The following is a 24,457-nucleotide window of genomic DNA, read 5'->3' as shown; positions in this document are numbered from 1 at the left end:
TTAAATGCATTGTAAAATAAGAAAGTTTTATCGTTTTGACTTTATAGGCAGTCCAAGAACTGCCTATAAAATCAATTTTATTGCTTTTGTTTGCGTTGGCGATATGCGCTTGGAGTTTCACCAGTCCAACGTTTAAAAGCTCGTGTAAATGCAGAGGGTTCAGAAAAGCCAGTTAAATAAACAATTTGATCAAGGGTTTCTTTGGTGTTTGCAAGTAAACGTCTTGCAAGCTTCTCTCGATGCTGGTTTAAAATTTTCTCGTAATTAGTATTAATTGCTTGTAAATCAGCTCGAAGGGTACGTGGGTTACGATTTAATTGTTCAGCAATAAATTTTTGATCGAATTGACCAGATTCAAGTAAACCATTGCTGAGCAAGCGCTCAATCGCATAAACAAGTTGATGCTTTTCTAAGTTTGATAGTTGCTGTTCAGCAATTGTTTCATGAATTTTTAATAATTCAGGTTCAGCCGCTGGTGATGCTTTATTCAATAATGTACTAGGAAAAATTATAGCGCCTTGTTTTTGGTTTAAAATTACCGGGCATTTCCAAGCTTCTTGATAATTATTAGCTGAAGCACCTTGTTGATAAGGTAATGTAATTTGGCTAGGCCTAAACTCGTTATTTGTAATATATTTAAAAAAATTAAGAAAAATACCGATACCACATTCAAGATAATGTCTTACAGGGTGTTCAAAACCTACTAATAACGCGATATCTTTTTCAACAATTAAAGAAAGATTAAATACATCGGTTAACAGGTACTGATATCTTAAAGCACGTTGTAAACCTTCACCGAAAGTAGAACTACTTAAAAATAAATATTCAATAACTAAACCTCTGAAAGCAGGCATTTGACTACCTACATGCAAACCAATATCAGGATCTTCACTTATTTCTTCTGCCGCTGTCCAAAATCGCTGTTGAGTATAATTGTCTCTACGAATATTTTTATCGGGCGGTTGATTGGGTAAATTTACACTTGCAAAAATAGATGCTGCATCTAATCCCATTTGCTGCATAGTTTGATAAGTCATCCATAAAAAAATTCCAGCATCGGAAGAATTTTTTGACATGTTTTTTATAAATATCCAGAAAGTTGTACAATGCATTCAATCATGAATTTATTGTTAATACGATATTCTTACCTATAAATTTCATTGATCAGAAAAAAGCCTGCATCTTCACGTGCCTGTTTTAAAGCTAAAATAAAAGATATTAGTAAAAGTAGCCCTATGAGGAAAAGAAAAAGATCAATTTTACTGATCGCGTAACCTATACTTGTAGCTCCTAGACCTAGTAAAACAATACATAATATTTTCCAAAAATGAGCATGTTACGTTCTGATAAAAGCCTAAGAATATTGTTTGTAATTGAAGGGGATTTCTAAATTTATTTATGTTTTTTTTATTATAGATTATGTAATTCTTTATAATTTTATAAAATTGGTTTTTTATTAAGCTTTTGAAAAATAAATAAATTATTTTTAGGCCATATAAATCAATTTTCTTTCATTTTTTCTTAAAATTAAGTTTTTATTAATTAATAGAATGATAATTCTTTAGAAACACTATAAAATAGGAATGTAAAAAATAAATTTGATTTTTTAATTAATATAAAACAATAGTTTACTGTGGTTATTTAAATTTTTGTTAAAAAAAAGACTTGATTTTTAAGCTAAATTTTGGAATTATAGTTATGCAAATTGTGATCTATTTCCCACAATTTGTATTTCAGGTTAAGTGGTTATCACTAATGCTCATTTGCTATTTTTGCTTATGAGCATTTTTTTATGTGACTTTTTAATATAACTACAAAATTTTTGAAGCGTTAAATTTTAAGATTATTTAGCTGAGCTAAGCTTAATTATTTTTAATAAATTTTTAGAGATAAATTAATCATATTGAACAGTTACAGTTGCTGTTGCCGTAACCTCACCCGCGCTTACATTAGCCGCTGTTTGATAGTAACGAGCAGTTAAGGGGATATCGTACTCTATAGTCTGATTAGAGCTGACTGTGCCTATATTTTGTTTTATTGTTTTTTGAATTGGGGTAGTGGCACCATTCATATTCCATAATAGTTCTACACCCACACCATTGGCTTTGGTGGAGTTTGCTGCACTATTATTAATGACCTGATTATTTTTGGGATCAGAATTATAGTCAAAACTTAAGCTGATGGTGTTACTTGTTGCTATACCCGAGTTGTTTTCGCCGCCATTACATAAAATCGATAGATTAAAACTCTGCTCGCCTTGTGTTGAACCAATCGCTTTAAAACCTGACTTTGTAACAGTCGGGAGTTGAATAGGTATATCTACACCATTTTGAATTTCACATGATGAAGACGCGATCAGAATAGGAGCATTACTTAATACTGTAGTAGTTAAAAATGGTCGGTTTTGTTGACCTGATACATAATAGGTGCTGTAACGTCCTGCTACTAATGCTCCTGAACCTGTGGTCATGGATGTTTTAATAACTTCCATAACAAAATATCCCGGTGAAAGGGTATATGCAGTATTTGGGGTTAAAGTACGTCTATATGGATAATATCCAGAAAAATCTGAAGCATCTGCTGCTTCACGATAAAGACGAATACCAATACCGGGAATATTGGTTGCATATACATTATTACCTATTGGGCTAATTGGATAATTTAAGGGGAGAGCTGCAATAATTTGATCACTCGCACGACTACATGTTGCAGTAGAATTATTGGGAGAAATTGTAAAAGTATTCCTTTGTAAGATAGTCCCTATAGGATCAGTCGGTTTTACGACGATTTTACCAATGTTCATCGGGATATCGACGGTGGTAAATCCCTTACTTAAATTACAATTTGCATGTGTATGGCTATAAGCAAATAGACTCGCTGCCAAAAATCCAATTTTTTTTAAAATCTTATTCATTTACAGACTGCCTTTGTCATAATAATTGATTGATTGTTATGCTTTATTTGATTCGTGATATCGTATTCAAGTTCGCATTTTTCAGTACTCCTTTCTCCCCATTTCACATATAAACGGTCATGGGTTAAGGGGGTTCGTAAATAAATACGGCTGCCTTGCGCAACAATACCTATTACTTCGTTATTCTGGTTATATACCTGTGCGGCAAAAGGTAAATGTGAGCCATCTAAAGTGGTCGGGCTGATAAAAAGTGCGTAACCTTTTTTTGTTGTGAATTGAACTTTAGTGATTGAGCCTGCATAGGGAGCAATACGTAAGCTACTTTCAGCTAGCTCAACCTGTGTGGACATGTTTTGCGGATCAAGGCTAATGTCATTCATATGGTAAGGCGTAACATAGGGGATAACCGCATATCCCTTTTTGTTTATGCTGAGGCCTTGTGTATTGCCGACTTGTGCTCCTGTTGCATCTGGGGCATAAACTAAAACCATTGTTTGAGCTTGATCTGGACCAAACAGAATTCCTTGGGTGTGAGCAACGATATTGCCACTCAAGTTAAGCATTTCTTGTTGATATGAGTCAGCGTAACTAAATGAAGCACCTAATGTTGTGTAGTTTGTCTTATAGTTGCCATTGATATTGAGATTCGTTTGACCATGGTTTTGACTGGAAATTGATGCGCCGTAATTCAACCGGTTTCCTGTAAAACCGCTAAAACCCAGAATTTGGCTATCTTCACTTATAAGACTATTAAAATTTAAAGAGCTTTTCTTAAAATCTAAGGGAAAGGATAGAGAAATGAGGTATTGACTATCTTGGTTAGCTCGCCCACCAGCTTCAATAGTTTCACTATTAATTGCAGAGAAACTATAAGTTAAATCTTTAAATTGGTTGCTATAACCTAATTGGACTTGCTTATTAGTAGTAGGCTGGTTCCAATAGTTTGTCCACGAACCTACTAAATAGAAATTTCCCCATAGGTTTGGAAGAGCTTGATTTAAATTAATCTGAAATTCACTTTTTTGCTTACCTACCGAAAAACTATCAATGTTTTGCTCTTGTAAGTCCCGAATTAAAATTGCATCACGTAGTTTGAGATAGTTTTGTGTTGAATAACGATAAGTTGCTAGTGTTAAGTTAGTATGCGTTGGAGAAAATAACTTATTGTAACTTAGACGATAACTTTGACCTGTCATTTTAGGTTGATGGGAAAAATTGGTATTTGAATGTGTTACATCAAAAGAAATAGCGCCAATAGGCGTTGAAAAAGCTGTACCTAACAATACAGAGAAATACTGCTGTGTTCCTTGAGTTGCGCTATAAGTTGTAAGGTAATTATTGATTCCGCGTTGATATTTACCCTGTATTAGCCATGGAGTTAACTTAATGTTTGGGTCTCGAAATTGTCCTAAGGTGAATGAATATCGGCTCATTTGAGGACGTAGCATTTCAATTATAGAAGTATATGGAATAGAATATTTTTGAACTACTCCATTAGATTCAAGTACCGAAACTTGTAACTCACCTCCAAATCCTGTGGGATAGAGATCATTAATTTCAAAGTTTCCTGGTGGGACTGTGGTTTGGTAAATTAAATTACCTTGTTGTCTAACTTCGACTTTTGCATTGGTTTTGGCATAACCTCGAACTCTTGGAGCATAACCGAGCATACTATTTGGAAGCATTCTGTCATCACTTGAAATATTCATTCCACGATAGGGTAGAGAGTCAATAAAATCGCTATTAGTAAAATAATCTCCTAAAGTCACCACACCATGGATATCTGGAAATGCCTTTTGTATATATGTATTTGTCGAGGTATAAGAAGAATTATTAGATTGGCTTTGCCATTTCCATTGTCCATTATGGCGAAACTGCCAACTTGCTAAATTTGCTCCAAGATTGGCTCCCATAAAAGCATAACTATTTTCATGTTGTTCATTGACTATTCGATATGCTGTGGCGTTATAGCTTAAAAAAGCTGCATTAATACCGCGATCCCACAAATGCGGATCGATGTAACCTTGCGCATTTTTTTCTAAGACGACTTGCGGGAGCGAAATATCAATTCTTAAACGGGAACTATCAAATACATAAAAAGCACTATCTATCCATGAAGCGAGAGCTTTACATGAAAGAGACGAAGTAGAGTCATGTTGACTTAGAACATTAGCTTTTACGCCATATTCAAGTAACGTGGCTTCTGTAAAACATGTTTCAGCATTTGCGTTAGGAGCTGAGGCAGTAAATCGCATACGCCGTTTACCCAGCCATTGACCATTAATATAAACATCTAAGCTATATTCACCAGGCAAGATCGGGTTTCCGTATTTGAAGCGAGCTATATCAATTTTTTGTGCATTACCTACTAAGAAATTGCTATCAAATTCAGCCTTTGTAAAATGTGGAACATCAGTAGTATTTTCAGCATATATAGCCATAGGCATGAATAGCGTAATACTTGAGACGACATACCAAGTAAAGGGGCTTTTTAAACATATATAAGGTATAAACCATTTGGACATAGTTCTAGAGCCTACTCATGATAGGTTTTAAATTTTCTTAAGAAATACAATAAGGTTAGAATTTTATTGGGTGCTCAACTCGTCCACCGTAATCATTGATATACACAAAGCTCATATCTGCTAAGTTTTTATTTTTTAGTTTAATTTTATCCTCTGAATAAGGGGCAATCATTAAGCCTTGTTGCAATAAGTCTGTTTTATGGCCTTCACTTCCTTGAAAAATGGAGGCAATAGTAAGAAAAAAAGGTGTCGGATTTTTTATCATTAGATATTGATCATTTATTTTCCACTCGACTTTGTCACTTAGTTGATCAATATTTTCTTTTAGATCTATAGGGCGGTAAAAAAATTTAATTCGCGAACGAACAGCGAGTTGCAAAAAATTGTTAGAGGTTGTTGTGGTTTGACCTTGTTGAGTTCTCCCTTCAGGTTTAGGAGGGATATCTAAAACATTAAGCCAAAAAATAGATTCTTGTTGTTGGCTTAGTTGAGATGTAGTAGGCAACGCTGTAATTCTTAAGGTTTGCCCCTTAGTTGCTTCTACTCTTGAAATTGGTGGAGTAATAATGAAAGGTACATTTGTTTCATCTGGTGTTGACTTTGCATTTCCATCATCGATCCATGCTTGAACAAGAGACGGGGCCGTGCCGTTATTACTCAGTTGTAATGTGATCTCACGGGCATTTGAAGGATAAATGACACGAGTACCATGTAAAACAATCTCAGCATGACCTGTAGTAGTGAGCGCTACTTGCAGACAAACTAATCCCCAAAAAAATTTACGACCACGAAAAAGCATCAGTCATATTCTCAATAACAAATAATAGGAAGGAGATAGCTTCTATTCATGAATAGAAGCTTCAATTTTAAGTTTATTGATAAATGATCGTGTATTTTACTTGCGATGTTACCGTACCAGCAGTAGAAGCACCTGTAGCATAATATTCAGCATAATAGTTAAGATCAGCACTACCGCCTGCTGAAACATTTACCCATTGTGAATTCGTTTGAGTTTCATTTGTGCTTGTAGCAAGTACAGGAATTACAGCGTTATTACTGCCAAGTAACTGAATATTTACATTTGTTGCTGCACCAGAAGTTGCTTGGTTTAATAAACGACCCGTATTAAAGTCAACGGTTGCGCCTGGTTCAAAATAAGTTGCGACTTTACCTGCAGCGGTACAGTTCGTTAAATTAATTTGAAAAGGTGTACGACCAGCTACATCACCAGCATTTTTTAAGGTTTGAGATGAAACAGTAGGCAAATTGATTGTTAAATTTTTATCTCCAGTATCAATAGTACAAGTATTATCCGTGACAAGACCATTAATAGTAATTGTGCCATCTGCTGCTTGTGCATTTGCTATATTTAAGAGAGAAACTGCCGCCACAAAAATAAATTTTTTCATAAAATCCCCAGAATAGCTTTTTAAAATAAAATCCATTACTTTTCAGTAAGTTTATTCTGATTAAGTAAGGCGAAGGAAATATATCACTTTTCAATCAAAAAACAAGAAAAACATTATATTTATATATATTTTGATCAATTGTTTTTATTAAGAAAAATTAAAAAATTTATTTTTTATCATTTGGTAAAGTAATTAATTAGTTTTTATTTAAAATAGAATTTAAAAATTAGTAATATCTAAGTGATTGTATTGTATTGAATTAATGAAATTTTAAAATATTTAAGATAATACATATTTAATATTTTTTATTAAGCTATTGTTTTTAAATGATAAAATTGCTTTGTGTGTATCTTATAAATATATTTAATTTTTTAAGAATTTTTTAAGGTTCAATTCCTACTGTTTTAGTTGTAATTCAATAAAAGATAATCTGGAGTTCAGTTCCATGAATACTATGCAGTATAGCTATAAACCTAATTACTTTTTCTTTGCTCATAAATTAGTTTTATTTTTAAAGGATTATCTCATCAAGCATCCGACGGAGCAGCAAACAACGTTTAACTTGCAAACGATTTATGACATCTTTAGCCATGATCTTGCTTCAAGTACGACAAACCTTGAAGGTATCTTAAATATTGCAGATGAATATGTCTTTGAAACAGAAGATGGCTTACTTCCATTAATTAGCAAGCATTCAGTCAATCTCAAAAATCATGTACTTTCTTTAGAATTTACACCTCAAGCCTTGGCAAGTCTATTGTCAGGTCATTCGTTGGTAAATCCTAAAGCAGCTTAGATTTTCTTTTAAGGTAGAGTGAACTCATATAAAATTCATAAAATTTATTTTTAAGAGTTATTTATGAGTAAAGACTTTAAGGCCTTAACTTATATTGCGGATGAGAATGTAGCAGATACAGTGACTTGGCTTTTACACCATCAAGATGTTTTTGATTCTTTTAATTTTGATGTGTTGAGCCAAGAGTTCACAGTAACGCATGCAGCAGGTAAGGATATTATTCGAGTCGGAACCTTTCTGAATGCTACTTACGGAATATTAGTAACTTCTATATAAATGAAAAAAGCCCTGAATAATCAGGGCTTTTAAATTTTCTAATTTGAGTTAAGCACTCATCGCATCTACTGATAAATCAGCAACTGTTGGCTTTGGTTTTTCAGCCGTTAAACCTAGTTTATTAAATAAAGCTTGGTCTTTACCTTCACCGGCATTTGGTGTGGTTAGTAGTTTATCACCAGAGAATAATGAGTTTGCACCAGCCATAAATGCTAATGCTTGGTCTGAATCACTTAATGATTCGCGGCCTGCAGAAAGACGGATATAACTATGCGGCATGATAATACGCGCCACAGCAATAGTACGAATCCACTCAATTACATCAAGCTTTTCAACATCAGCTAAAGGTGTTCCTTCAATAGGAACAAGCATATTGATTGGCACAGATTCAGGATGAATTGGTAGGGTAGCTAGTTCATGTAATAAACCAATTCGGTCTTCACGAGTTTCACCTAAACCCACAATACCACCACTACAAACTTTCATACCAGCTTGACGAACATAATCAAGGGTATTTAAACGGTCATCAAAAGTACGAGTACTAATGATGTGAGAATAATACTCACGAGATGTATCTAAATTGTGGTTATAATAATCTAAACCAGCAACTTTTAGGCGTTCTGCTTGCGATTGGTTAAGCATCCCTAAAGTCATACAGGTTTCCATACCTAATGCTTTAACTTCACGTACCATTTCTAAAACATAAGGCATATCGCGCTCATGTGGGTTACGCCAAGCAGCACCCATACAAAAACGTGAAGAACCTGAATCTTTTGCAGCTTTTGCTTCACTAATCACTTTTTCAACAGCAATGCGTTTTTCTGCTTCTAGTTTTGATTCGTAATGTGCCGATTGTGAGCAGTATTTGCAATCTTCAGGACATTTACCCGTTTTAATAGATAAAAGGGTACTGACCTGAATTGAATTGGCGGTGAAGTGCTCACGATGTACTTGCTGAGCCTTGAAAACTAAATCCAAAAAAGGTTGTTCATATAAAGCTTGGATTTCTTCACGATTCCAATCATTACGTAGAGTCATTGTCATATCCATGATGATGGCATTAATTCACTATACATAATCATACAGAATTCGTATTAAAGCTATAGGGCAAAAAACATCATTTTTTTAATTTGATAGCTGAAGTTGATTAAGTTGCTGTTCAATTGCCCAATCAATATGCACATTGACGATTTCGTCATGTAAATTTTTGCCATTTTGTAGTTGATCTACAATTTCTTTTGAATAAGGAGCATTTCCTAATCCGATTGCAATATTACGTTTAAATGATTGATAACCTGTGCGGCGGATAGGGCTACCTTCCGTATTGGCTAAAAAAGTGGCTTCATCCCACTGCCAGATATCAAGCAGACTAATATTATCTAACCCATGTCTAGGATTAAAATCAGAAATAGATGCTGTTTTGGCAAAGCTATTCCAAGGACAAATTAACTGGCAGTCATCACAACCAAATATTCGGTTTCCAATACCTGCACGTAATTCTTCAGCAATAATTCCTTTATATTCGATAGTTAAATAGGCAATACAACGTCTTGCATCTAACATATAAGGCTCGACAATTGCTTGCGTCGGGCAAATATCGATACACGCATTACAAGAACCACAATGTGCTGTTGCAGGCTCGTCGAAAGGTAGCTCGAGTGATGTAAATAGCTCACCTAATACGAAAAAAGAACCTGACTTTTTATGAATGAGCAAAGTATGTTTACCTGTCCAACCCATTCCAGCACTTTCAGCTAATGATTTTTCAAAAATAGGTGCCGAATCTGCAAAAGGACGAGATTCAAAGTCACCAACTTTTTCACGAATTCGTGTTGCTAGGGTTTTCAATCTACCACGCATGACTTTATGGTAATCACGGCCACGTGCATAGCGGGCGATAATGGCAGAATTAGGCTCTAAAGGTACATATCGTGGTTTCGGCGATTCCACAAGATAATTCATGCGGACACAAATAATACTTTTTGTGCCAGGCACTAATAGTGTTGGATCAGCTCGTTTTTCTAGATTTTCTTCTAAATAAGTCATATCTGCATGATAACCACGTTCAAGATACTCTAAAAAACGTGGCATTTGCTCTTGAGCATCTGGTTTTGCGATGACACAATCAGCAAAACCCAAGTCTAATGCTTGAGCTTTGATCCATGCTTTTAATTCATGTGGATCAATTTGTTGCACTACAATGCGTGATGTGTCGGAAGATGTCATAAACCAAAATGCAAGAGGATAATAATATGCAGGCGGTAGTTTACCATAGCGATGATATCCGAGCATGGGAGCGGCGCTGGTTTGCTGCGCAAAACTCCTCATTAGGTTTAATGCAACAAGCGGCTTGGTCAATTGCCCAGCAACTTATTGAGCTTTTTAAAGATCGGTCTATCAAGAATATTGCTGTTTGGTGCGGGCAAGGCAATAACGCAGGTGATGGTTACTTTATAGCAAGTTATCTGAAGCAAGCTGGATTTAATGTTGAAATCTTTGCAGCTCAATTGGGTGAGTCAACCGATTTACATTGTGCAGCGCAATTTGCTAGAGAAATGAACGCCCAAATTCATCCAAATTTTGATATTAAAAGAACATTTGATTGTCATATTGATGCTTTATTTGGCATAGGTTTAAACCGAGAATTAAATATAGGTTGGCAACAAGTAATTCGAAAGTTTAATGAACAAGTGGGCCTAAAAATTTCAGTTGATATACCGAGTGGCTTACAAGCAAATACAGGACAAGTCTTACCCTGTTCAGTAAGAACTGATCATACCTTTACTGTTTTAGGTCTTAAAGCAGGACTATTTACAGGGCAAGGTAAAGAGTACGCAGGACAAGTTCATTTAATTAATTTAATTCCTATAGACCACGAGTTGAAACCCTTAGCTTATTTGTCACCCACAAATATTAGACTTCCTCAGCGTATGGCATTTGGCCATAAGGGAAGTTATGGGCATGTTTTAGTGGTGGGTGGACATGAGCAAATGGGCGGTGCAGTTATTATGGCTGCTGAAGCTGCTTGTCATGCGGGTGCAGGCAAAGTGACAGTGGTTTGTCATCGCAACCATCATCAGGCCATTTTGTCGCGGGCGCCTAATATTATGCTTCGTGATATTAATGCTTTAGATGAAAACAATATTAAAGAGATTCTATCTCAGGTCGATGCAGTCTGCTTTGGAATGGGATTAGGCCGTGACGATTGGGCAAAGCAGATTTACCAACAATGGTTTAATTTGTTAAATCAGAGTACACGCCTAGAAGTTGTTTTAGATGCAGATGCTTTATGGTTTCTGGCTAAACAGCCTGAAAAGTTAAATACACATATTTATGCCACACCTCATCCTGGTGAAGCCGCTACTTTACTTGGTTGTTCTACAGCGCAAATTGAAAATGACCGAATTGCTGCAATTTATACTTTACAACAAAAATATGCAGGCCAGTGGGCGCTTAAAGGAGCGGGTAGCTTAATTTTAGAAGATAATTTGTATATCTGTACGCAAGGTAATGCTGGTATGGGAACTGGTGGAATGGGAGATGTGTTAGCAGGAATGCTTGCAAGCTTGAAAGCCCAATTCCACCAAGATATTGCGTTACATGAGATTGTTACCCTTCATGCACAAGCAGGAGACCTTTTAGCTAAAAATGGTATGCGTGGCTTGCAGGCTTTTGAGATGAATCAGGCAATTATTCAAGTCGTAAATCAATAAATTTTTAACGTCTGCGACTGCTAGAACGACTTCGCCCACGTGCCATACCACCTAAAGCATTTAAAACAGACAGTTTGCTCATACTTCCCGATGCATGAGCATGGCAAATGGCAGCAGCAAGGGCATCGGCTGCGTCGGATTGAGGTTTAATCGTCAAATTAAGTAATCGCATCACCATCATTTGGACTTGTTCTTTATCGGCAGCGCCATAACCAACCACAGACTGTTTAATTTGACGGGCAGTATATTCTGCAACTTGTAAATCTAAATTCACTAATGCGGCTATGGCAGCACCACGGGCTTGTCCTAGTTTTAAGGCAGAGTCTGGGTTTTGAGCCATAAAGACTTGCTCAACCGCAGCTTCAGTTGGACCATGGAATTTCACAATTCGCTCAACGCCAGCAAAAATACGTTTTAAGCGTTCTGGCATTTCTTGAGTTTCTGTTCGGATTGTACCGGCATCAACAAAACGTAGTTTACTACCATCTTTTTCAATGATTCCATAACCTGTTAAGCGTGAACCCGGATCAATACCAATAATCAATGCCATGTGAAGACTTATATAAATAGTTTAGAGAGTATTGTTACATAGCCAAAAAGGTTCTGCATGCGTAATTTAAAGAATGCTGCGATGAATGGTTATTTTTCGGTTTTTTATCGAACCAATTTATATCTTTAAAATCATTTGATGTAATTCTATTTTAGTGGAATACTTATCTATAATTTTGGAATTAAAGTTTATCGGTAGATGGAAGATATTAATATCCGCATTGCGCAGCAAGTGCGTGAAATACGTCTAGCGCGTGGATATACCCTAGATATTCTTGCTAGTCGATGTCAGGTAAGCCGTTCTGCAATTTCACTCATTGAAAGAGGAGAAGCGAGCCCTACAGCTGTTGTTCTTGAAAAGCTAGCAAATGGTTTAGGGGTGCCTTTGACTCAGCTATTTGATTCGCCCCAGAATACTCAATCGCCTCAACCTATGGTACGGCGTACTCAACAAGCAGAATGGAAAGATCCAGAAACGGGATATATTCGCCGTCAAGTTTCGCCTCCAAATTGGAAATCTCCATTTCAGATCGTTGAAATTGAATTTCCAGCTCAATCTCGAGTTACTTATGAAACAAGTACGAATTCTAAAGTTGTATTACAGCAAATTTGGGTAATAGAGGGGCAAATTGATATTCAATTGGGTGAAAACTTTTATGCTTTACAAGAGGGGGATTGTTTGGCGATGCAATTAGATCAACCGATCATATATAGCAATCCTTCTTCTAAAGCTGCTCGATATATTTTAGTTGTATGTAATGAGCTCGTCTCTATTCTTAAGGAATCTTCATGATTAAAAATCTTAATCCAAATTTACGTTTAATCGATTGTCATGAAGCTACACATGCAAAGGCTATATTAGATATTTTGAATGAAGCAATTATCAATTCTACTGCTTTGTATGACTATTTGCCGCGCTCTGAAGAGTCGATGAAAAACTGGTTTGCAGTTAAAAGAGAAAATGGTTTTCCTGTCATTGGTATTGTAGATGAGACAAACAAGTTATTAGGTTTTGCAAGTTGGGGAACTTTTAGAGCTTTTCCTGCCTATAAATATACGGTCGAACATAGTATTTATATTCATCATGAACATCGTGGCGGCGGATTAAGCAAAATTTTAATGCAAGAATTGATTAAGCGTGCTCAAGAGGCAGACTTACATGTATTGATAGGCTGTATTGATGCAACCAACCAAGCAAGTATCGGTTTACATGAAAAAATGGGCTTTATTCATGCAGGTACTTTTAAGCAAGTCGGTTTTAAGTTTGGTCAATGGTTAGATGCTGCTTTCTATCAGTTAAATTTAAATACACCACATACCCCAGTTGACGGATAAATAATAAGGTTTTCAAATTTCAAGTTTTAAAATAACCCAGTTTATAAGGATGAATATAAGCTGGGCTATAAAGTCCAAATTATAAAATACCTAGCTGCTCTAATCCCTTATAAGCAATTTCTTTTCGAATAGAACTAGGTATGCCTTTTTTCATTTCTAAATTGAGTGAGAACGCTACAATTTTTCCTTGAGGTTGAACGACCCAGCCTGTTAACCAGCCCACTTGAGGCTCCACATCCCATCCCCAACCACTTTTGGCATAAATTTTCCGTCCATTTTTTTCTTCTATGAACAGCATAGATTGAACTTGTTCTTGCACATTCTTGCTAAAAGGAAGAGTTTTATGGGCTAGTTCATAAGCAAACTGGGCTTCTTGTTGAGGTGTAATTTTAAGTGGACCAACAAGCCAAAAATCATCTACTTTTGAACCAATATCAGCATTACCGAAACCAATGCGTTTTACCTCATTAGACATAAGATCAAGGCCAATTCGTCGAGCTAGTTCCTGATAAACTGGAATAGCAGAAGCTTTCATCGCATCGCCTAGAGTCATGTCCTTTTCCCAATCAGGAAACAAACGCTTTTGCCCATCCCATTTAAACACTTCAGTTGGTGTTGCTTTATGATGCTCAAGTCCAATCAAAGCATTTAACATTTTAAAGGTAGAGGCGGGAACATATTCGGTTGATGATCTTTTAAGATCATTGCCATAGATTTCCTCTGTTTGCCCACGTTTTATAACTAAAACACCTTCAGTTTGTGCTTGATCAAACAATGATTTAATTTTCTCTGAGTTTTTATTGGTAGAAATTGACTGTATTTGATGTTGTTGTACGGTATTAAAAGAACATGCCGACAAAAACATCGTACCAATGGCAAAGAAAAGAGCTTTTTTAGTCATGAGTTTATGTGGGTTTAAAAGAATTATTCTTTAATTTAACTTGAATAGAGGTACTTTTAGATAGAGAAAATGTAAGTTATTTAGGAAATTCTATATCTATGCACTACTTTTTTAAATTTTATAAAACAACTATATAAATAAAGGAATATATCCAATTTTTCTAAGAACCTAAGTTTTCAACTAGACTAAAAAACTGCTTTCTTGAAGGACTTTTCGTTTAACTAGAGTAAAAAAATTAAAATCTAATTGAAGTCGCACTTGATAAACTTGATACAGCACTCATTAATAATAAAGCATGTTTGTTTTTATCGAGTTAAAATCAAATGTACTCTAGTATTGCAGACTCTGGCTGTTTCGATAGGGTTGGGGCAAATAAACTGCAATGAATTTTCTTTTTGAGATAGATAAAGTTTTACATGAATTTACTTCTTATTGTAGTTCTGGGCGCGATTGTTGAAATTGCCGTATGGATTGGCGTAGCACAGTTCATCAGTGGATGGTATGTGTTCTTTTGGTTCATTCTTGCTTTCTTTATTGGTTTGGGGCTTATTCGCAGAAGTACTGCTGGTATTATGCCTCAATTACAGCAAATGCAGATGACTGGCCAACTCGGTAATGACCCAACAGTAACTAAAAAACTTGCTTATGCTTTTGCAGGTTTCTTATTAATGTTGCCAGGCCTTGTTTCTGATGTGTTAGCGGTTTTAATTTTGATCCCTGATGTTCAAACTGCTTTCCGTAATATAGCCATGAGAACTCTTGCAAAACGCCAACAAGCTATGATGGATAAAATGATGGGTGGTATGGGCGGTAATATGGGTGGGCAAAATCCATTTGCTGATCTAATGCGCCAAATGCAAGATATGCAGAATCAACAAGGTGGTGGTAGCCAAGGTCAATACCGTGATTCAAGCATTATTGACGGAGAAGCGCGAGAAGTCACTCCAGATCACAAGAAAATTGAACATAAAAATAAGGATTAATAAATACCTTATCTAAAGGCCTAAACCTCTAAAGTTTAGGCCTTTTTTATTTTAAGAAGATATAAATTATTTAATTAGATGTTCAGCCACAACAGAATCTGTTTGAGCCACTTCAGTTGGGCTTTCTTGTGGTTTTGTTTGAGGTTGGTATTTGTTTGAAGCTAAGGCTGTTTGCTTATTCTCAGATTGTTGATAACCTCGGCTTCGGTTGGCTCGTTCGCGAAAGCCACCTTTATTAATGAGCTTTGTATGTGACATGCATTTGCCTAAAATGTGAGATTATTTGCTTATTTTAACAAATTTGGCAAAATATCAAAATAAGAAAAATAGTCCTATAAAAATAATATTTAACTTATATATATGTTTTAATTAATATTTTTTTAATTGACTCAATTGTTCATCCAGATTGAATTATCTATTCATTTCACATAGGATAAATATAAAGGATGTATAAATTAAAAAATGCAGCAAACCTATTAAAACAACAACGGTTGAAATGAGGGAAGGAGGGTTACCTATGCTATATCAATACCATTGTGCGTGTTGCGACAAAGTTGTGGCATCGACTGATAAATCATGTCCATATTGTGGTTCACAACATATTCGAAGCCCGTATGGCTTATGGATGTTTTGTGTGATGGCTTGTCTAGCTGTTGTCGTTGTATTTAAAGTTGTCCATATTTATATCCAGAACCATCAAGATACTCCAACGCAGTCAACTTTACTGGATGTATTAAATCAGGATGATAAAACGACAAGACAATAGATTTTGATTACAACTACAAATGATATGGCGTCAAGGATGATTGCTAGAAGATTAAACCCTACATACCATAAAATTTGAACTATAAATAAAAAAGCCCGCTCAATGGCGGGCTTTTTTACGATTTTATTTTAGAGGCCAGCAGCATCTTTAAGGGCATCAACTTTATCAGTTTTTTCCCAAGTAAATGCAGAGTCAGAACCTTCGCGACCAAAATGACCATAAGCCGCGGTTTGTTTGTACATTGGTTGAAGAAGATCCAACATACGAGTAATACCAAACGGTCTTAAATCGAAATGATCACGTACAAGTTGAATAATCAACTCATCAGAAACTTTTGCTGTACCAAAGGTATTAATTGAAATCGAAGTAGGTTCTGCTACACCAATTGCGTAACTCACTTGAATTTCACATTTGTCAGCAAGACCAGCGGCTACAATATTTTTTGCAACATAACGACCAGCATAAGCAGCAGAACGGTCAACTTTAGATGGATCTTTACCAGAGAAAGCACCACCGCCGTGACGAGCCATACCGCCGTATGTATCAACAATAATTTTACGACCCGTTAAACCACAGTCACCTACAGGGCCGCCAATAACGAACATACCTGTTGGGTTAATGTGGAACTTAGTAGCTGCATGGAACATTTCAGCAGGGATGATCGGTTTGATAATTTCTTCAATAACTGCTTCTTTAAGCTGGCTTTGAGAAATTTCAGGATCGTGCTGAGTAGATAAAACAACAGCATCTAGACGTACAGGCTTGCCATTTTCATAGGCAAAAGTAACTTGGCTTTTTGCATCTGGGCGTAACCATGGAAGGGCACCTGAACGACGAAGTTCAGCTTGACGCTCCATTAAGCGGTGAGCATAAGAAATCGGCGCAGGCATAAGCACGTCTGTTTCACGGCTTGCATAACCGAACATTAGGCCTTGGTCACCAGCACCTTGATCTTCTGGTTTTTGACGGTCTACACCTTGAGCAATTTCAGGAGATTGTTTACCAATCATATTGATTACAGCACACGTTGATCCATCAAAGCCAAGATCAGAGTGGTGATAACCAATACCGTTAACAGTATTACGAACAACAGCTTCAACATCAATATTAGCAGTCGTTGTTACTTCACCAGCAAGTACAACAGCGCCTGTTTTTACCAGTGTTTCACAAGCAACACGTGCGTATGGGTCTTCTTTTAAGATTGCATCCAAAATAGCGTCGCTAATTTGGTCGGCCATTTTATCGGGATGACCTTCGCTTACAGATTCCGAGGTAAAAACAGCGTACTCGCGCATGAAAGTCCTATCTTGGTTATTTCAAAAGACATAATATGTTACATCGACTTGAGCTTGAGGACCAGTTCATACTGACTAAAAAGCATGAATTTATTTCATTTATAGTGTGTTTTAATTGATAAGTGTATTAGCAAAATTGATATAGAAAGCTTTAATTTAAAGTATTTATATTTTAACAACTTGTTGCTAGTGTGTTTTTTAAACATATAACTTAATAAAAAACTTAAATATCAGAATTTGAATTTTAAAGTAAAGAAATATGATCAACGCATACAGGATTGGCTAAATATTTTATCTATATATCAAAAGCTAACCAGTTAAATACTCTTACATTTAGTTGTTGTGCAGAAAAATGAACACTGTTTTGTATAACTTAAAGATTCAAATGTTTTTTGTGTAACCAAGAAACGGTTAAAAATAAAGAAATATACCGTGTTGGGGTTTACCCTAAGCCTTTTTTTTAAGACAATATAGCTGCATTGAATGGTTATTCATCTTCTTCTTTTCATCAATCTATTAAAATTGGATTCTGATCTATGACGACCCCTTTAAACGAACGTCGTATTGCAAATGCAATTCGTGTATTGGCAATGGATGCTGTGCAACAAGCAAACTCAGGGCATCCAGGTGCTCCAATGGGGATGGCAGATATTGCTGACGTCGTCTGGCGTGAGTTTTTAAATCACAACCCAACAAATCCACAATGGGCAAACCGTGACCGTTTCGTTTTATCAAATGGCCATGGCTCAATGTTGCAATACGCTTTGCTTCATTTAACAGGTTATGATCTTTCAATTGAAGATTTAAAACAGTTCCGTCAATTGCATTCTAGAACTCCTGGTCATCCTGAATATGGCTATGCACCGGGTGTAGAGACGACAACTGGTCCTTTAGGTCAAGGTATTGCTAATGCTGTTGGTTTTGCTTTAGCAGAAAAAACATTGGCTGCTCAATTTAATAAAGATGATTTAAAAGTTGTTGACCATTTCACTTACTGTTTCTTAGGTGATGGCTGTTTAATGGAAGGTATTTCTCACGAAGTATGTTCTTTAGCTGGCACATTACAACTTGGTAAATTGATTGCTTATTATGATGATAATGGCATTTCAATTGATGGTGAAGTAGAAGGCTGGTTCAGCGACGATACAGAAGAGCGTTTCAAAGCCTATGGTTGGCAAGTTCTTCGTGTAGATGGTCATGATACTGATGCGATTCGTCAAGCGACAATCGAAGCAAAAGCTGAAACTCAAAAACCAACAATCATTATGTGTAAAACGATTATTGGTTTAGGTTCACCAAATAAGCAGGGTAAAGAAGACTGTCATGGTGCGCCATTAGGTAAAGATGAGATTACTTTAACTCGTGAAGCATTAGGTTGGAACGAAGAAGCATTTGTTATTCCTGCTGACGTATATGCTGCATGGGATGCAAAAGCAAAAGGTAGTGAATCTGAAGCGGCTTGGAATGCGGTATTTGCACAATATCAAGCAAAATATCCAACTGAAGCGGCTGAGTTACTTCGTCGTATCAGTGGTGACTTACCAGCAGAATTTGCAGCGCAAGCAGATGCTTTCATTCGTGAAACAAATGCGAAAGGCGAGACAATCGCAACACGTAAAGCAAGCCAAAATACATTACAAGCATTTGGTCCTTTATTACCTGAATTGTTAGGTGGTTCTGCTGACTTAGCAGGTTCTAACTTAACACTTTGGAAAGGTTGCCAAGGTGTTCAAGAAAACCCAGCTGGTAACTATGTCTACTATGGCGTACGTGAATTCGGTATGACTGCAATCGCTAATGGTGTTGCATTACATGGCGGTTTCGTTCCTTACGTTGCAACATTCTTAATGTTTATGGAATATGCACGTAATGCGGTACGTATGTCTGCATTAATGAAACAACGTGTAATTCATGTTTATACACATGACTCAATCGGTCTGGGTGAAGATGGTCCAACTCACCAACCAATTGAACAAATTGCTTCATTACGTGGTACACCTAACTTAAATACATGGCGTCCTGCAGATACTGTAGAAACTGCAATTGCTTGGAAGTCTGCTCTAGAACGCAAAGATGGTCCTACAGCACTTATTTTCTCTCGTCAAAACTTACCATTCCAAACACGTTCTGAAGAGCAAATTCAAAACGCTGCAAAAGGTGGTTATGTACTTGCTCAAGAAAAAGGCGAATTAAAAGCGATTATTATTGCAACAGGTTCTGAAATTTCTTTAGCAATGGAAGCTTATGCACAACTTGAAGGTGTGCGTGTAGTTTCTATGCCATGTGCAGAAGAGTTTATGAAGCAAGATGCGGCATACCGTGAAGCAGTATTACCAGCTCATATCCGTGCGCGTGTTGCTGTTGAAGCAGCTCATGTTGACTACTGGTGGAAGTTTGTTGGTCTTGATGGCAAAGTAATTGGTATGACAACTTATGGTGAGTCTGCACCAGCAAAAGATTTGTTCCAATTCTTTGGTATTACGACTGAAGCTGTTGTTGCAGCTGTAAAAGAATTAACTGCTTAAATATTAAAGTAGTGTAAAAAAGCGCTCTAGATAGAGCGCTTTTTTATTTGAGAAGTTAAATAGTGAGTTCTGTTTGGATATTAATCTGAGAAGTTAATAACTTATGAATAGGGCAATTCTCTGCAACTTTTAGTAATCGCTTATGCTGGTCTTCAGTAAATTCACCTTTGAGTGTAATTTTTCGTTCAATATTATTTTGGCCTTTTTCAGGTTCGCCATTAGGGTTTAATGCTAAATCCACTTGAACATGCTCAAGCTTAATACCTTTAAGATTCGCATACATTTCTAAAGTAATGGTGGTACAAGCTCCTAAAGCGGATAATAAAAGCTGAACCGGGTTCGGAGCTGTATCTTGTCCACCTTTATCAGTCGGTTCATCTGCAAACCATTGATGACCTGAAGGATCGGTAAGAGTTACTCGATATGGGGTAGAAGTACTTTGTGCTTGGGCTGTATTAACCATGTTTTACCTTGTTATTCATCAATAAAATCGTAATAAAAATTAATAAATCTGAAGCTTCGAATAGAAGAATATCTAAACTTTATAATATTGTTTTTGAATAACAACTGTAACGCTTTTATTGTTGCATGGATGAAACATATCGTTTTATAAAGAATGGTGAATTAAATTACTTGATGTATACACTAACGACTATATCAATAAAGGATACGAAAAATGCATCTTAAAACATTAAGCTTCGGTTTGGCAGTAGCATTGGCTAGTTCAGTTACTTTAGCTGCACCAGTAGACTACAAAATTGACCCAACACATACAGCTACTGTTTTCTCATGGAATCACTTTGGTTTCTCTACTCCAAGCGCTAACTTCTCGGATATCCAAGGTGTAATTAAAGTTGATAATGCTAAACCAGCAAACTCATCTGTAAATGTGACTATTCCTTTAAGCAGTGTAAATACAAACGTACCTGCTTTAGATAAAGAGTTCCAAGAAGAAGCTTGGTTTAATGCTGCTAAATATCCAAATATTACGTTTAAAAGTACTAAAGTTGAAACCAAAGACAAAAAGCACTTTAAAATTACTGGTGACTTAACTGTTAAAGGCGTAACTAAGCCAGTTGTACTTGACGCTGTTTTAAACAAGCAAGGCGAGCATCCAATGGCTAAAGTTCCAGCAATTGGTTTTAATGCGACAACTTCATTCAAGCGTTCTGACTTTGGTTTAGGAAGTTATGTGCCTAATGTTGGCGATAAGATCACTGTAAACATTACCACTGAAGCAACTGCTGCTAATGCAGCTAAAAAATAAGCTATAAGTTTTCTAAAAAGCCCTCAAATATGAGGGCTTTTTTATTTAGATTGGCTCTTTTTTATCTGGATCTATAAATACTAAAGGCGCTGAAGGATCGATATTTCTTTTCTGAGATTTTTCTCTTAAGAACTGGTAAGTAGGAACTTTTCTTTTTGCTTGATCACGTAGTTTCTTTTTAATATACAGAACCAGAGCAAAACATGTAGTTGCAACGGTCAACATCATACCATTCATATAGCTCATGATTGAGCTTACATAGCCAATAGTCGTTAAACGATGCATCATACGTTCAACTTGAGTGCTACTTTCAATACCCGTAATTGCCCAACTGCATAGATGTTCACAGTTATTAATAATCAAATGATAGTGATTTTCATGCATACGTGAACGCATTCGGCGAACAACAATCTTTCCTTTATAACGAGGTTTGTCATAAGAACGGACGTGTATTTTTTTGCCATGCGAGAAAGCATCTATTGAAGTGATTTCAATCGGGCGTTTTTTGATGAAATGAGCTAAGCCGGAATAATGGATAACTCGACCTCTCCCTGCATATATACCATGATGGCTATAGCCGAGATGCTTTACGATGAGGTGAGCCCCTAAAGGGTAGCGTTTATTCAGTTGTTGCATGCTTACGCTGATCCAATAAAGTGTAAATGGCTTTTATTGAAAAGCTGCTAAACATTATAACCAATATCAGCAATTTGCAGTGTATTGATTACGTCGAATGAAGGAATTTGATGCATATCCAATCTATTTATATTTCTTGTATATAATTTAAGAACTTAATATGAAGGAAAAATGTCATGTCAGGTGTTATTCAATGAAATGGGTAGTTGGGTGCTTCGCTTTGTATGGGCTTTTGTTTCAGGCCGCATATGCTATAGCGCATCAGCAGATTAAAACGGTGGAAGGTGACCAATACGATGTGATCTCGATCAGCGAATTTAAAGCATTACGCTTGTTTTTAAAGAATCCTAATAATCAGCAATACTATAAAAGCTTTAACAATATTGAGGAACAATTAAAGCAGTGTGAGCAGCTTAGCTTTGCAATGAATGCGGGGATGTTTCATTTAGGATTTTCTCCAGTAGGGTTGTATATTGAACGAGCTAAGGTAGTTCAGCCCTTAAATGAGCATAAAGGATTGGGAAATTTCTTTTTACAGCCGAATGGGGTAGTAGCTTGGAATAAAAAACAGGCCTTTGTTTTAACTACGCCACAATATAGCCTACAAAATTTGAAAGTTGATTATGCAACCCAATCTGGGCCAATGTTAGTTATTGATGGAAAGATAAATTCCCTTTTTTTACCAGACTCTCAATCAAAGAAAATTCGTAATGGAGTTGGTATTCGAGATAATAAACTCTACTTTGTAATATCTAAGAATCGTGTGAGTTTTTACAATTTTGCCAAGTTTTTTCAAAGAAATCTTAAAGTAGAGCAGGCTTTATATCTCGATGGTTCTATTTCTAGTTTATATATGCAAAAGAACAATCGGAACGATCAGCAATTTCAAATGGGACCAATGGTCGGTTGGGTAGATGAGTCCAATTGTGCAGTAAAGTGAAATATAAAAAAGCCAGTACAAGACTGGCTTTTTAATTAATGAATAGACGGTTTTTGAGTGAGTTCATTTAACTCTTTTCGGCTATAACCACGGGAAATAAGAACTTTTTTAATTCCCTTAATGACATCTTCATCTGTTGCTTGTGCAAGTGCACTTAGAAGTTGTTCATTAGTTTTACATGAGCAGTCATTTTCAACACAAGCAGTTTGGTTTTTATGCTCGTTATGCTGTTGATCTGCCAAGAACAGCTTTTGCCAAAAACTCATAGAGCCTTCATATACAACCTAACATAGCTCGAAATATAGCCAATTTAAAATAAAATACAAGACTCCATAAGTGATAAATCCACCAATTGAACTCGAGAATTTTCGATGGGAATGCTTGAGTTAAACGAAATTATGACGAATAGATGACTTGATATTTTTTGAAAATTTAAATACTTAACTAATAAAACGTTAAAAAATAAGGAGGTATGTAGCCTCCTTATTTAAAACTTTACAATGAAAGATTTTGTTTAAATCTTCTCAAGTAAAACACCAGACTCGACATGATGCGTATAAGGGAACTGATCAAATAAGGCGAATTTAGTCAATCGATGAGTTTGACTGAGAGTTTTTAAATTTTCATATAGCGTGTCAGGGTTACATGAAATGTAGATAATACGTTCAAAACCTTGTAAAAGTTTTAAAGTCTCATCATCAATTCCTGCGCGTGGAGGATCTACAAATACGGTGTCAAAGTCATAGCTCTGAATATCAATATTTGCTTCTTGTAGACGACGGAATTCTCGTTCACCTTGATAAGCCTGAGTAAACTCTTCAGCAGATAGACGTGCTACCTGAATATTATCAATTTGGTTTTGTTCAATGTTCCATTGAGCTGCATAAACAGAGGATTTTGCAAGCTCGGTAGCCAATACTCGTTCGAACTTTAAAGAGAGCGGAAGCGTAAAATTACCATTACCGCAATAAAGTTCTAATAAGTGTTTTTTCGAACCCTCAGCTGCATCACATGCCCATTGCAGCATTTTTTTGCAAACTTGCGCATTAGGCTGGGTAAAGCTACTTTCAATTTGTTTATATTTAAATGAACGATTTAATAGTTCGAATTCTTCAACAACGAAATCATCACCAATAACAATTTTCTGGCCACGACTACGGCCCATAATTTTAATATCTAATTTATCGGCAAGTGCTTTAGCAGCTTGTTCCCATTCTTGATCCAGTTTACGATGATAAATGAGGGTAACCAACATTTCTCCGCTAAGTGTTGCGAGGAAATCAGCTTCAAATAAACGATTAGAAAGCTTAGACTCAGCCTTAAGTTCTTCCAAAAGTTTTGGCATTAAATCATTGATGCTTTGATCTGCAATTGGAAACTCATCAATGCGTACAACGGTTTTTTGCTTGTCGTCATCGTTACGCTCAAACATGGCATAGAACATATCATTTTCTGTATGCCAGATACGAAATTCAGCACGCATACGGAAATGTTGTTCAGGTGATTCAAACACTTCTAATGTAGGTGGTGTAAATTCAGAAAATTGAGTAGTAATGCGTTCAATTTTAGCTTGAAGTTGTTGACGATAAGAAGAGGTCATAGACAAAGAAAATTTAGACAGAATCAA

General features: G+C 36.1%; 25 protein-coding genes. 10 read left to right on the top strand and 15 right to left on the bottom strand.

Translation table 11 applies throughout. The features are described from left to right. Window positions 1-77: 77 nt before the first annotated feature. The 5 genes from MKL51_RS09105 to MKL51_RS09085 all read right to left on the bottom strand — a co-directional run bounded on the left by MKL51_RS09105 (window position 78) and on the right by MKL51_RS09085 (window position 6,848). Window positions 78-1,076: an AraC family transcriptional regulator gene (locus tag MKL51_RS09105; protein WP_017482305.1), complete on the bottom strand. Its 999-nt coding sequence runs from the start codon at window positions 1,074-1,076 to the stop codon at window positions 78-80. A gap of 818 nt (window positions 1,077-1,894) precedes the next feature. Beyond that, complete coding sequence (locus tag MKL51_RS09100; RefSeq protein ID WP_017482304.1) at window positions 1,895-2,914, bottom strand: fimbrial protein; 1,020 nt, start codon at window positions 2,912-2,914, stop codon at window positions 1,895-1,897. After that, complete coding sequence (locus MKL51_RS09095; RefSeq protein WP_081032048.1) at window positions 2,911-5,355, bottom strand: fimbria/pilus outer membrane usher protein; 2,445 nt, start codon at window positions 5,353-5,355, stop codon at window positions 2,911-2,913. The genes MKL51_RS09100 and MKL51_RS09095 overlap by 4 nt, the downstream gene beginning before the upstream one ends. Window positions 5,356-5,494: 139 nt before the next feature. Continuing rightward, complete coding sequence (locus tag MKL51_RS09090; RefSeq protein WP_017482302.1) at window positions 5,495-6,238, bottom strand: fimbrial biogenesis chaperone; 744 nt, start codon at window positions 6,236-6,238, stop codon at window positions 5,495-5,497. 73 nt (window positions 6,239-6,311) lie between these two features. Then, window positions 6,312-6,848, bottom strand: coding sequence for a fimbrial protein (locus MKL51_RS09085; protein WP_025468538.1), 537 nt, complete (start codon window positions 6,846-6,848; stop codon window positions 6,312-6,314). A 445-nt stretch (window positions 6,849-7,293) separates the two neighbouring features. On the opposite strand from MKL51_RS09085, the gene MKL51_RS09080 reads away from it, so the two are divergent. Then, entirely contained in the window at window positions 7,294-7,644 is a 351-nt protein-coding gene (locus MKL51_RS09080; RefSeq protein ID WP_017482301.1) for a hypothetical protein, read from the top strand. A 63-nt stretch (window positions 7,645-7,707) separates the two neighbouring features. Continuing rightward, the gene (locus MKL51_RS09075; RefSeq protein ID WP_002121471.1) at window positions 7,708-7,920 is read left to right on the top strand and encodes a hypothetical protein; all 213 of its coding nucleotides are present in this window, start codon (window positions 7,708-7,710) and stop codon (window positions 7,918-7,920) included. A 48-nt stretch (window positions 7,921-7,968) separates the two neighbouring features. Here MKL51_RS09075 and bioB read toward each other — a convergent pair whose 3' ends face one another. Together bioB and queG are read right to left on the bottom strand one after the other, a co-directional pair. Continuing rightward, window positions 7,969-8,958, bottom strand: coding sequence for a biotin synthase BioB (bioB, locus tag MKL51_RS09070; RefSeq protein WP_017386794.1), 990 nt, complete (start codon window positions 8,956-8,958; stop codon window positions 7,969-7,971). 87 nt (window positions 8,959-9,045) lie between these two features. Then, complete coding sequence (gene queG / locus MKL51_RS09065) at window positions 9,046-10,146, bottom strand: tRNA epoxyqueuosine(34) reductase QueG (RefSeq protein ID WP_017482300.1); 1,101 nt, start codon at window positions 10,144-10,146, stop codon at window positions 9,046-9,048. Window positions 10,147-10,172: 26 nt separating this feature from the next. Here queG and MKL51_RS09060 point away from each other — a divergent pair, with 26 nt between their 5' ends. Further along, a complete protein-coding gene (locus MKL51_RS09060) occupies window positions 10,173-11,633 on the top strand; it encodes a bifunctional ADP-dependent NAD(P)H-hydrate dehydratase/NAD(P)H-hydrate epimerase (RefSeq protein ID WP_017482299.1) in 1,461 nt (486 codons plus the stop codon). 4 nt (window positions 11,634-11,637) lie between these two features. Here the strand turns inward: MKL51_RS09060 and ruvC are convergent, their stop codons facing one another. Continuing rightward, entirely contained in the window at window positions 11,638-12,183 is a 546-nt protein-coding gene (gene ruvC / locus MKL51_RS09055; protein WP_002121356.1) for a crossover junction endodeoxyribonuclease RuvC, read from the bottom strand. Window positions 12,184-12,381: 198 nt separating this feature from the next. On the opposite strand from ruvC, the gene MKL51_RS09050 reads away from it, so the two are divergent. Both MKL51_RS09050 and MKL51_RS09045 read left to right on the top strand, forming a co-directional pair. Continuing rightward, window positions 12,382-12,975 carry a helix-turn-helix domain-containing protein gene (locus tag MKL51_RS09050; RefSeq protein ID WP_017482298.1) on the top strand — a complete coding sequence of 198 codons (594 nt, stop codon included), beginning with the start codon at window positions 12,382-12,384 and terminating at the stop codon, window positions 12,973-12,975. Continuing rightward, entirely contained in the window at window positions 12,972-13,517 is a 546-nt protein-coding gene (locus MKL51_RS09045) for a GNAT family N-acetyltransferase (protein WP_017482297.1), read from the top strand. Before MKL51_RS09050 ends, MKL51_RS09045 begins: the two co-directional genes overlap by 4 nt. A 79-nt stretch (window positions 13,518-13,596) precedes the next feature. On the opposite strand, the gene MKL51_RS09040 is transcribed toward MKL51_RS09045, so the two are convergent. Further along, on the bottom strand, window positions 13,597-14,418 hold the full coding sequence (locus MKL51_RS09040) for an OXA-213 family carbapenem-hydrolyzing class D beta-lactamase OXA-417 (protein WP_057089822.1): 822 nt from the start codon (window positions 14,416-14,418) through the stop codon (window positions 13,597-13,599). 416 nt (window positions 14,419-14,834) lie between these two features. On the opposite strand from MKL51_RS09040, the gene MKL51_RS09035 reads away from it, so the two are divergent. Then, window positions 14,835-15,401: an FxsA family protein gene (locus MKL51_RS09035; RefSeq protein WP_017482293.1), complete on the top strand. Its 567-nt coding sequence runs from the start codon at window positions 14,835-14,837 to the stop codon at window positions 15,399-15,401. Between the two features lie 66 nt (window positions 15,402-15,467). Here MKL51_RS09035 and MKL51_RS09030 read toward each other — a convergent pair whose 3' ends face one another. Beyond that, the gene (locus tag MKL51_RS09030) at window positions 15,468-15,659 is read right to left on the bottom strand and encodes a hypothetical protein (RefSeq protein ID WP_017482292.1); all 192 of its coding nucleotides are present in this window, start codon (window positions 15,657-15,659) and stop codon (window positions 15,468-15,470) included. A 259-nt stretch (window positions 15,660-15,918) separates the two neighbouring features. Here MKL51_RS09030 and MKL51_RS09025 point away from each other — a divergent pair, with 259 nt between their 5' ends. After that, window positions 15,919-16,167 carry a hypothetical protein gene (locus MKL51_RS09025; protein ID WP_002121448.1) on the top strand — a complete coding sequence of 83 codons (249 nt, stop codon included), beginning with the start codon at window positions 15,919-15,921 and terminating at the stop codon, window positions 16,165-16,167. Between the two features lie 128 nt (window positions 16,168-16,295). On the opposite strand, the gene metK is transcribed toward MKL51_RS09025, so the two are convergent. Further along, window positions 16,296-17,462: a methionine adenosyltransferase gene (gene metK, locus MKL51_RS09020; protein ID WP_005069601.1), complete on the bottom strand. Its 1,167-nt coding sequence runs from the start codon at window positions 17,460-17,462 to the stop codon at window positions 16,296-16,298. A 536-nt stretch (window positions 17,463-17,998) separates the two neighbouring features. On the opposite strand from metK, the gene tkt reads away from it, so the two are divergent. Further along, window positions 17,999-19,987: a transketolase gene (gene tkt / locus MKL51_RS09015; RefSeq protein ID WP_005069597.1), complete on the top strand. Its 1,989-nt coding sequence runs from the start codon at window positions 17,999-18,001 to the stop codon at window positions 19,985-19,987. Window positions 19,988-20,042: 55 nt separating this feature from the next. On the opposite strand, the gene MKL51_RS09010 is transcribed toward tkt, so the two are convergent. After that, window positions 20,043-20,450: an OsmC family protein gene (locus tag MKL51_RS09010; RefSeq protein ID WP_002121367.1), complete on the bottom strand. Its 408-nt coding sequence runs from the start codon at window positions 20,448-20,450 to the stop codon at window positions 20,043-20,045. 213 nt (window positions 20,451-20,663) lie between these two features. Between MKL51_RS09010 and MKL51_RS09005 the strand changes: the two genes are divergently transcribed. Beyond that, the gene (locus MKL51_RS09005) at window positions 20,664-21,254 is read left to right on the top strand and encodes a YceI family protein (protein ID WP_002121395.1); all 591 of its coding nucleotides are present in this window, start codon (window positions 20,664-20,666) and stop codon (window positions 21,252-21,254) included. A 45-nt stretch (window positions 21,255-21,299) separates the two neighbouring features. On the opposite strand, the gene MKL51_RS09000 is transcribed toward MKL51_RS09005, so the two are convergent. Continuing rightward, entirely contained in the window at window positions 21,300-21,890 is a 591-nt protein-coding gene (locus MKL51_RS09000; protein ID WP_002121452.1) for a lecithin retinol acyltransferase family protein, read from the bottom strand. A 193-nt stretch (window positions 21,891-22,083) separates the two neighbouring features. Between MKL51_RS09000 and MKL51_RS08995 the strand changes: the two genes are divergently transcribed. Further along, the gene (locus tag MKL51_RS08995; RefSeq protein ID WP_002121469.1) at window positions 22,084-22,830 is read left to right on the top strand and encodes a phosphodiester glycosidase family protein; all 747 of its coding nucleotides are present in this window, start codon (window positions 22,084-22,086) and stop codon (window positions 22,828-22,830) included. A 35-nt stretch (window positions 22,831-22,865) separates the two neighbouring features. Here MKL51_RS08995 and MKL51_RS08990 read toward each other — a convergent pair whose 3' ends face one another. Both MKL51_RS08990 and trmA read right to left on the bottom strand, forming a co-directional pair. Then, entirely contained in the window at window positions 22,866-23,096 is a 231-nt protein-coding gene (locus tag MKL51_RS08990; RefSeq protein ID WP_000011679.1) for a hypothetical protein, read from the bottom strand. 248 nt (window positions 23,097-23,344) lie between these two features. Beyond that, entirely contained in the window at window positions 23,345-24,430 is a 1,086-nt protein-coding gene (gene trmA / locus MKL51_RS08985) for a tRNA (uridine(54)-C5)-methyltransferase TrmA (RefSeq protein WP_017482290.1), read from the bottom strand. Window positions 24,431-24,457 lie beyond the last annotated feature (27 nt).

The organism is Acinetobacter sp. AOR18_HL (assembly GCF_027855145.1).
Classification (GTDB): domain Bacteria; phylum Pseudomonadota; class Gammaproteobacteria; order Pseudomonadales; family Moraxellaceae; genus Acinetobacter; species Acinetobacter pittii.
Note: the sequence above shows the minus strand (reverse complement) of the source record. Positions and strands in the feature narration are given on the sequence as shown.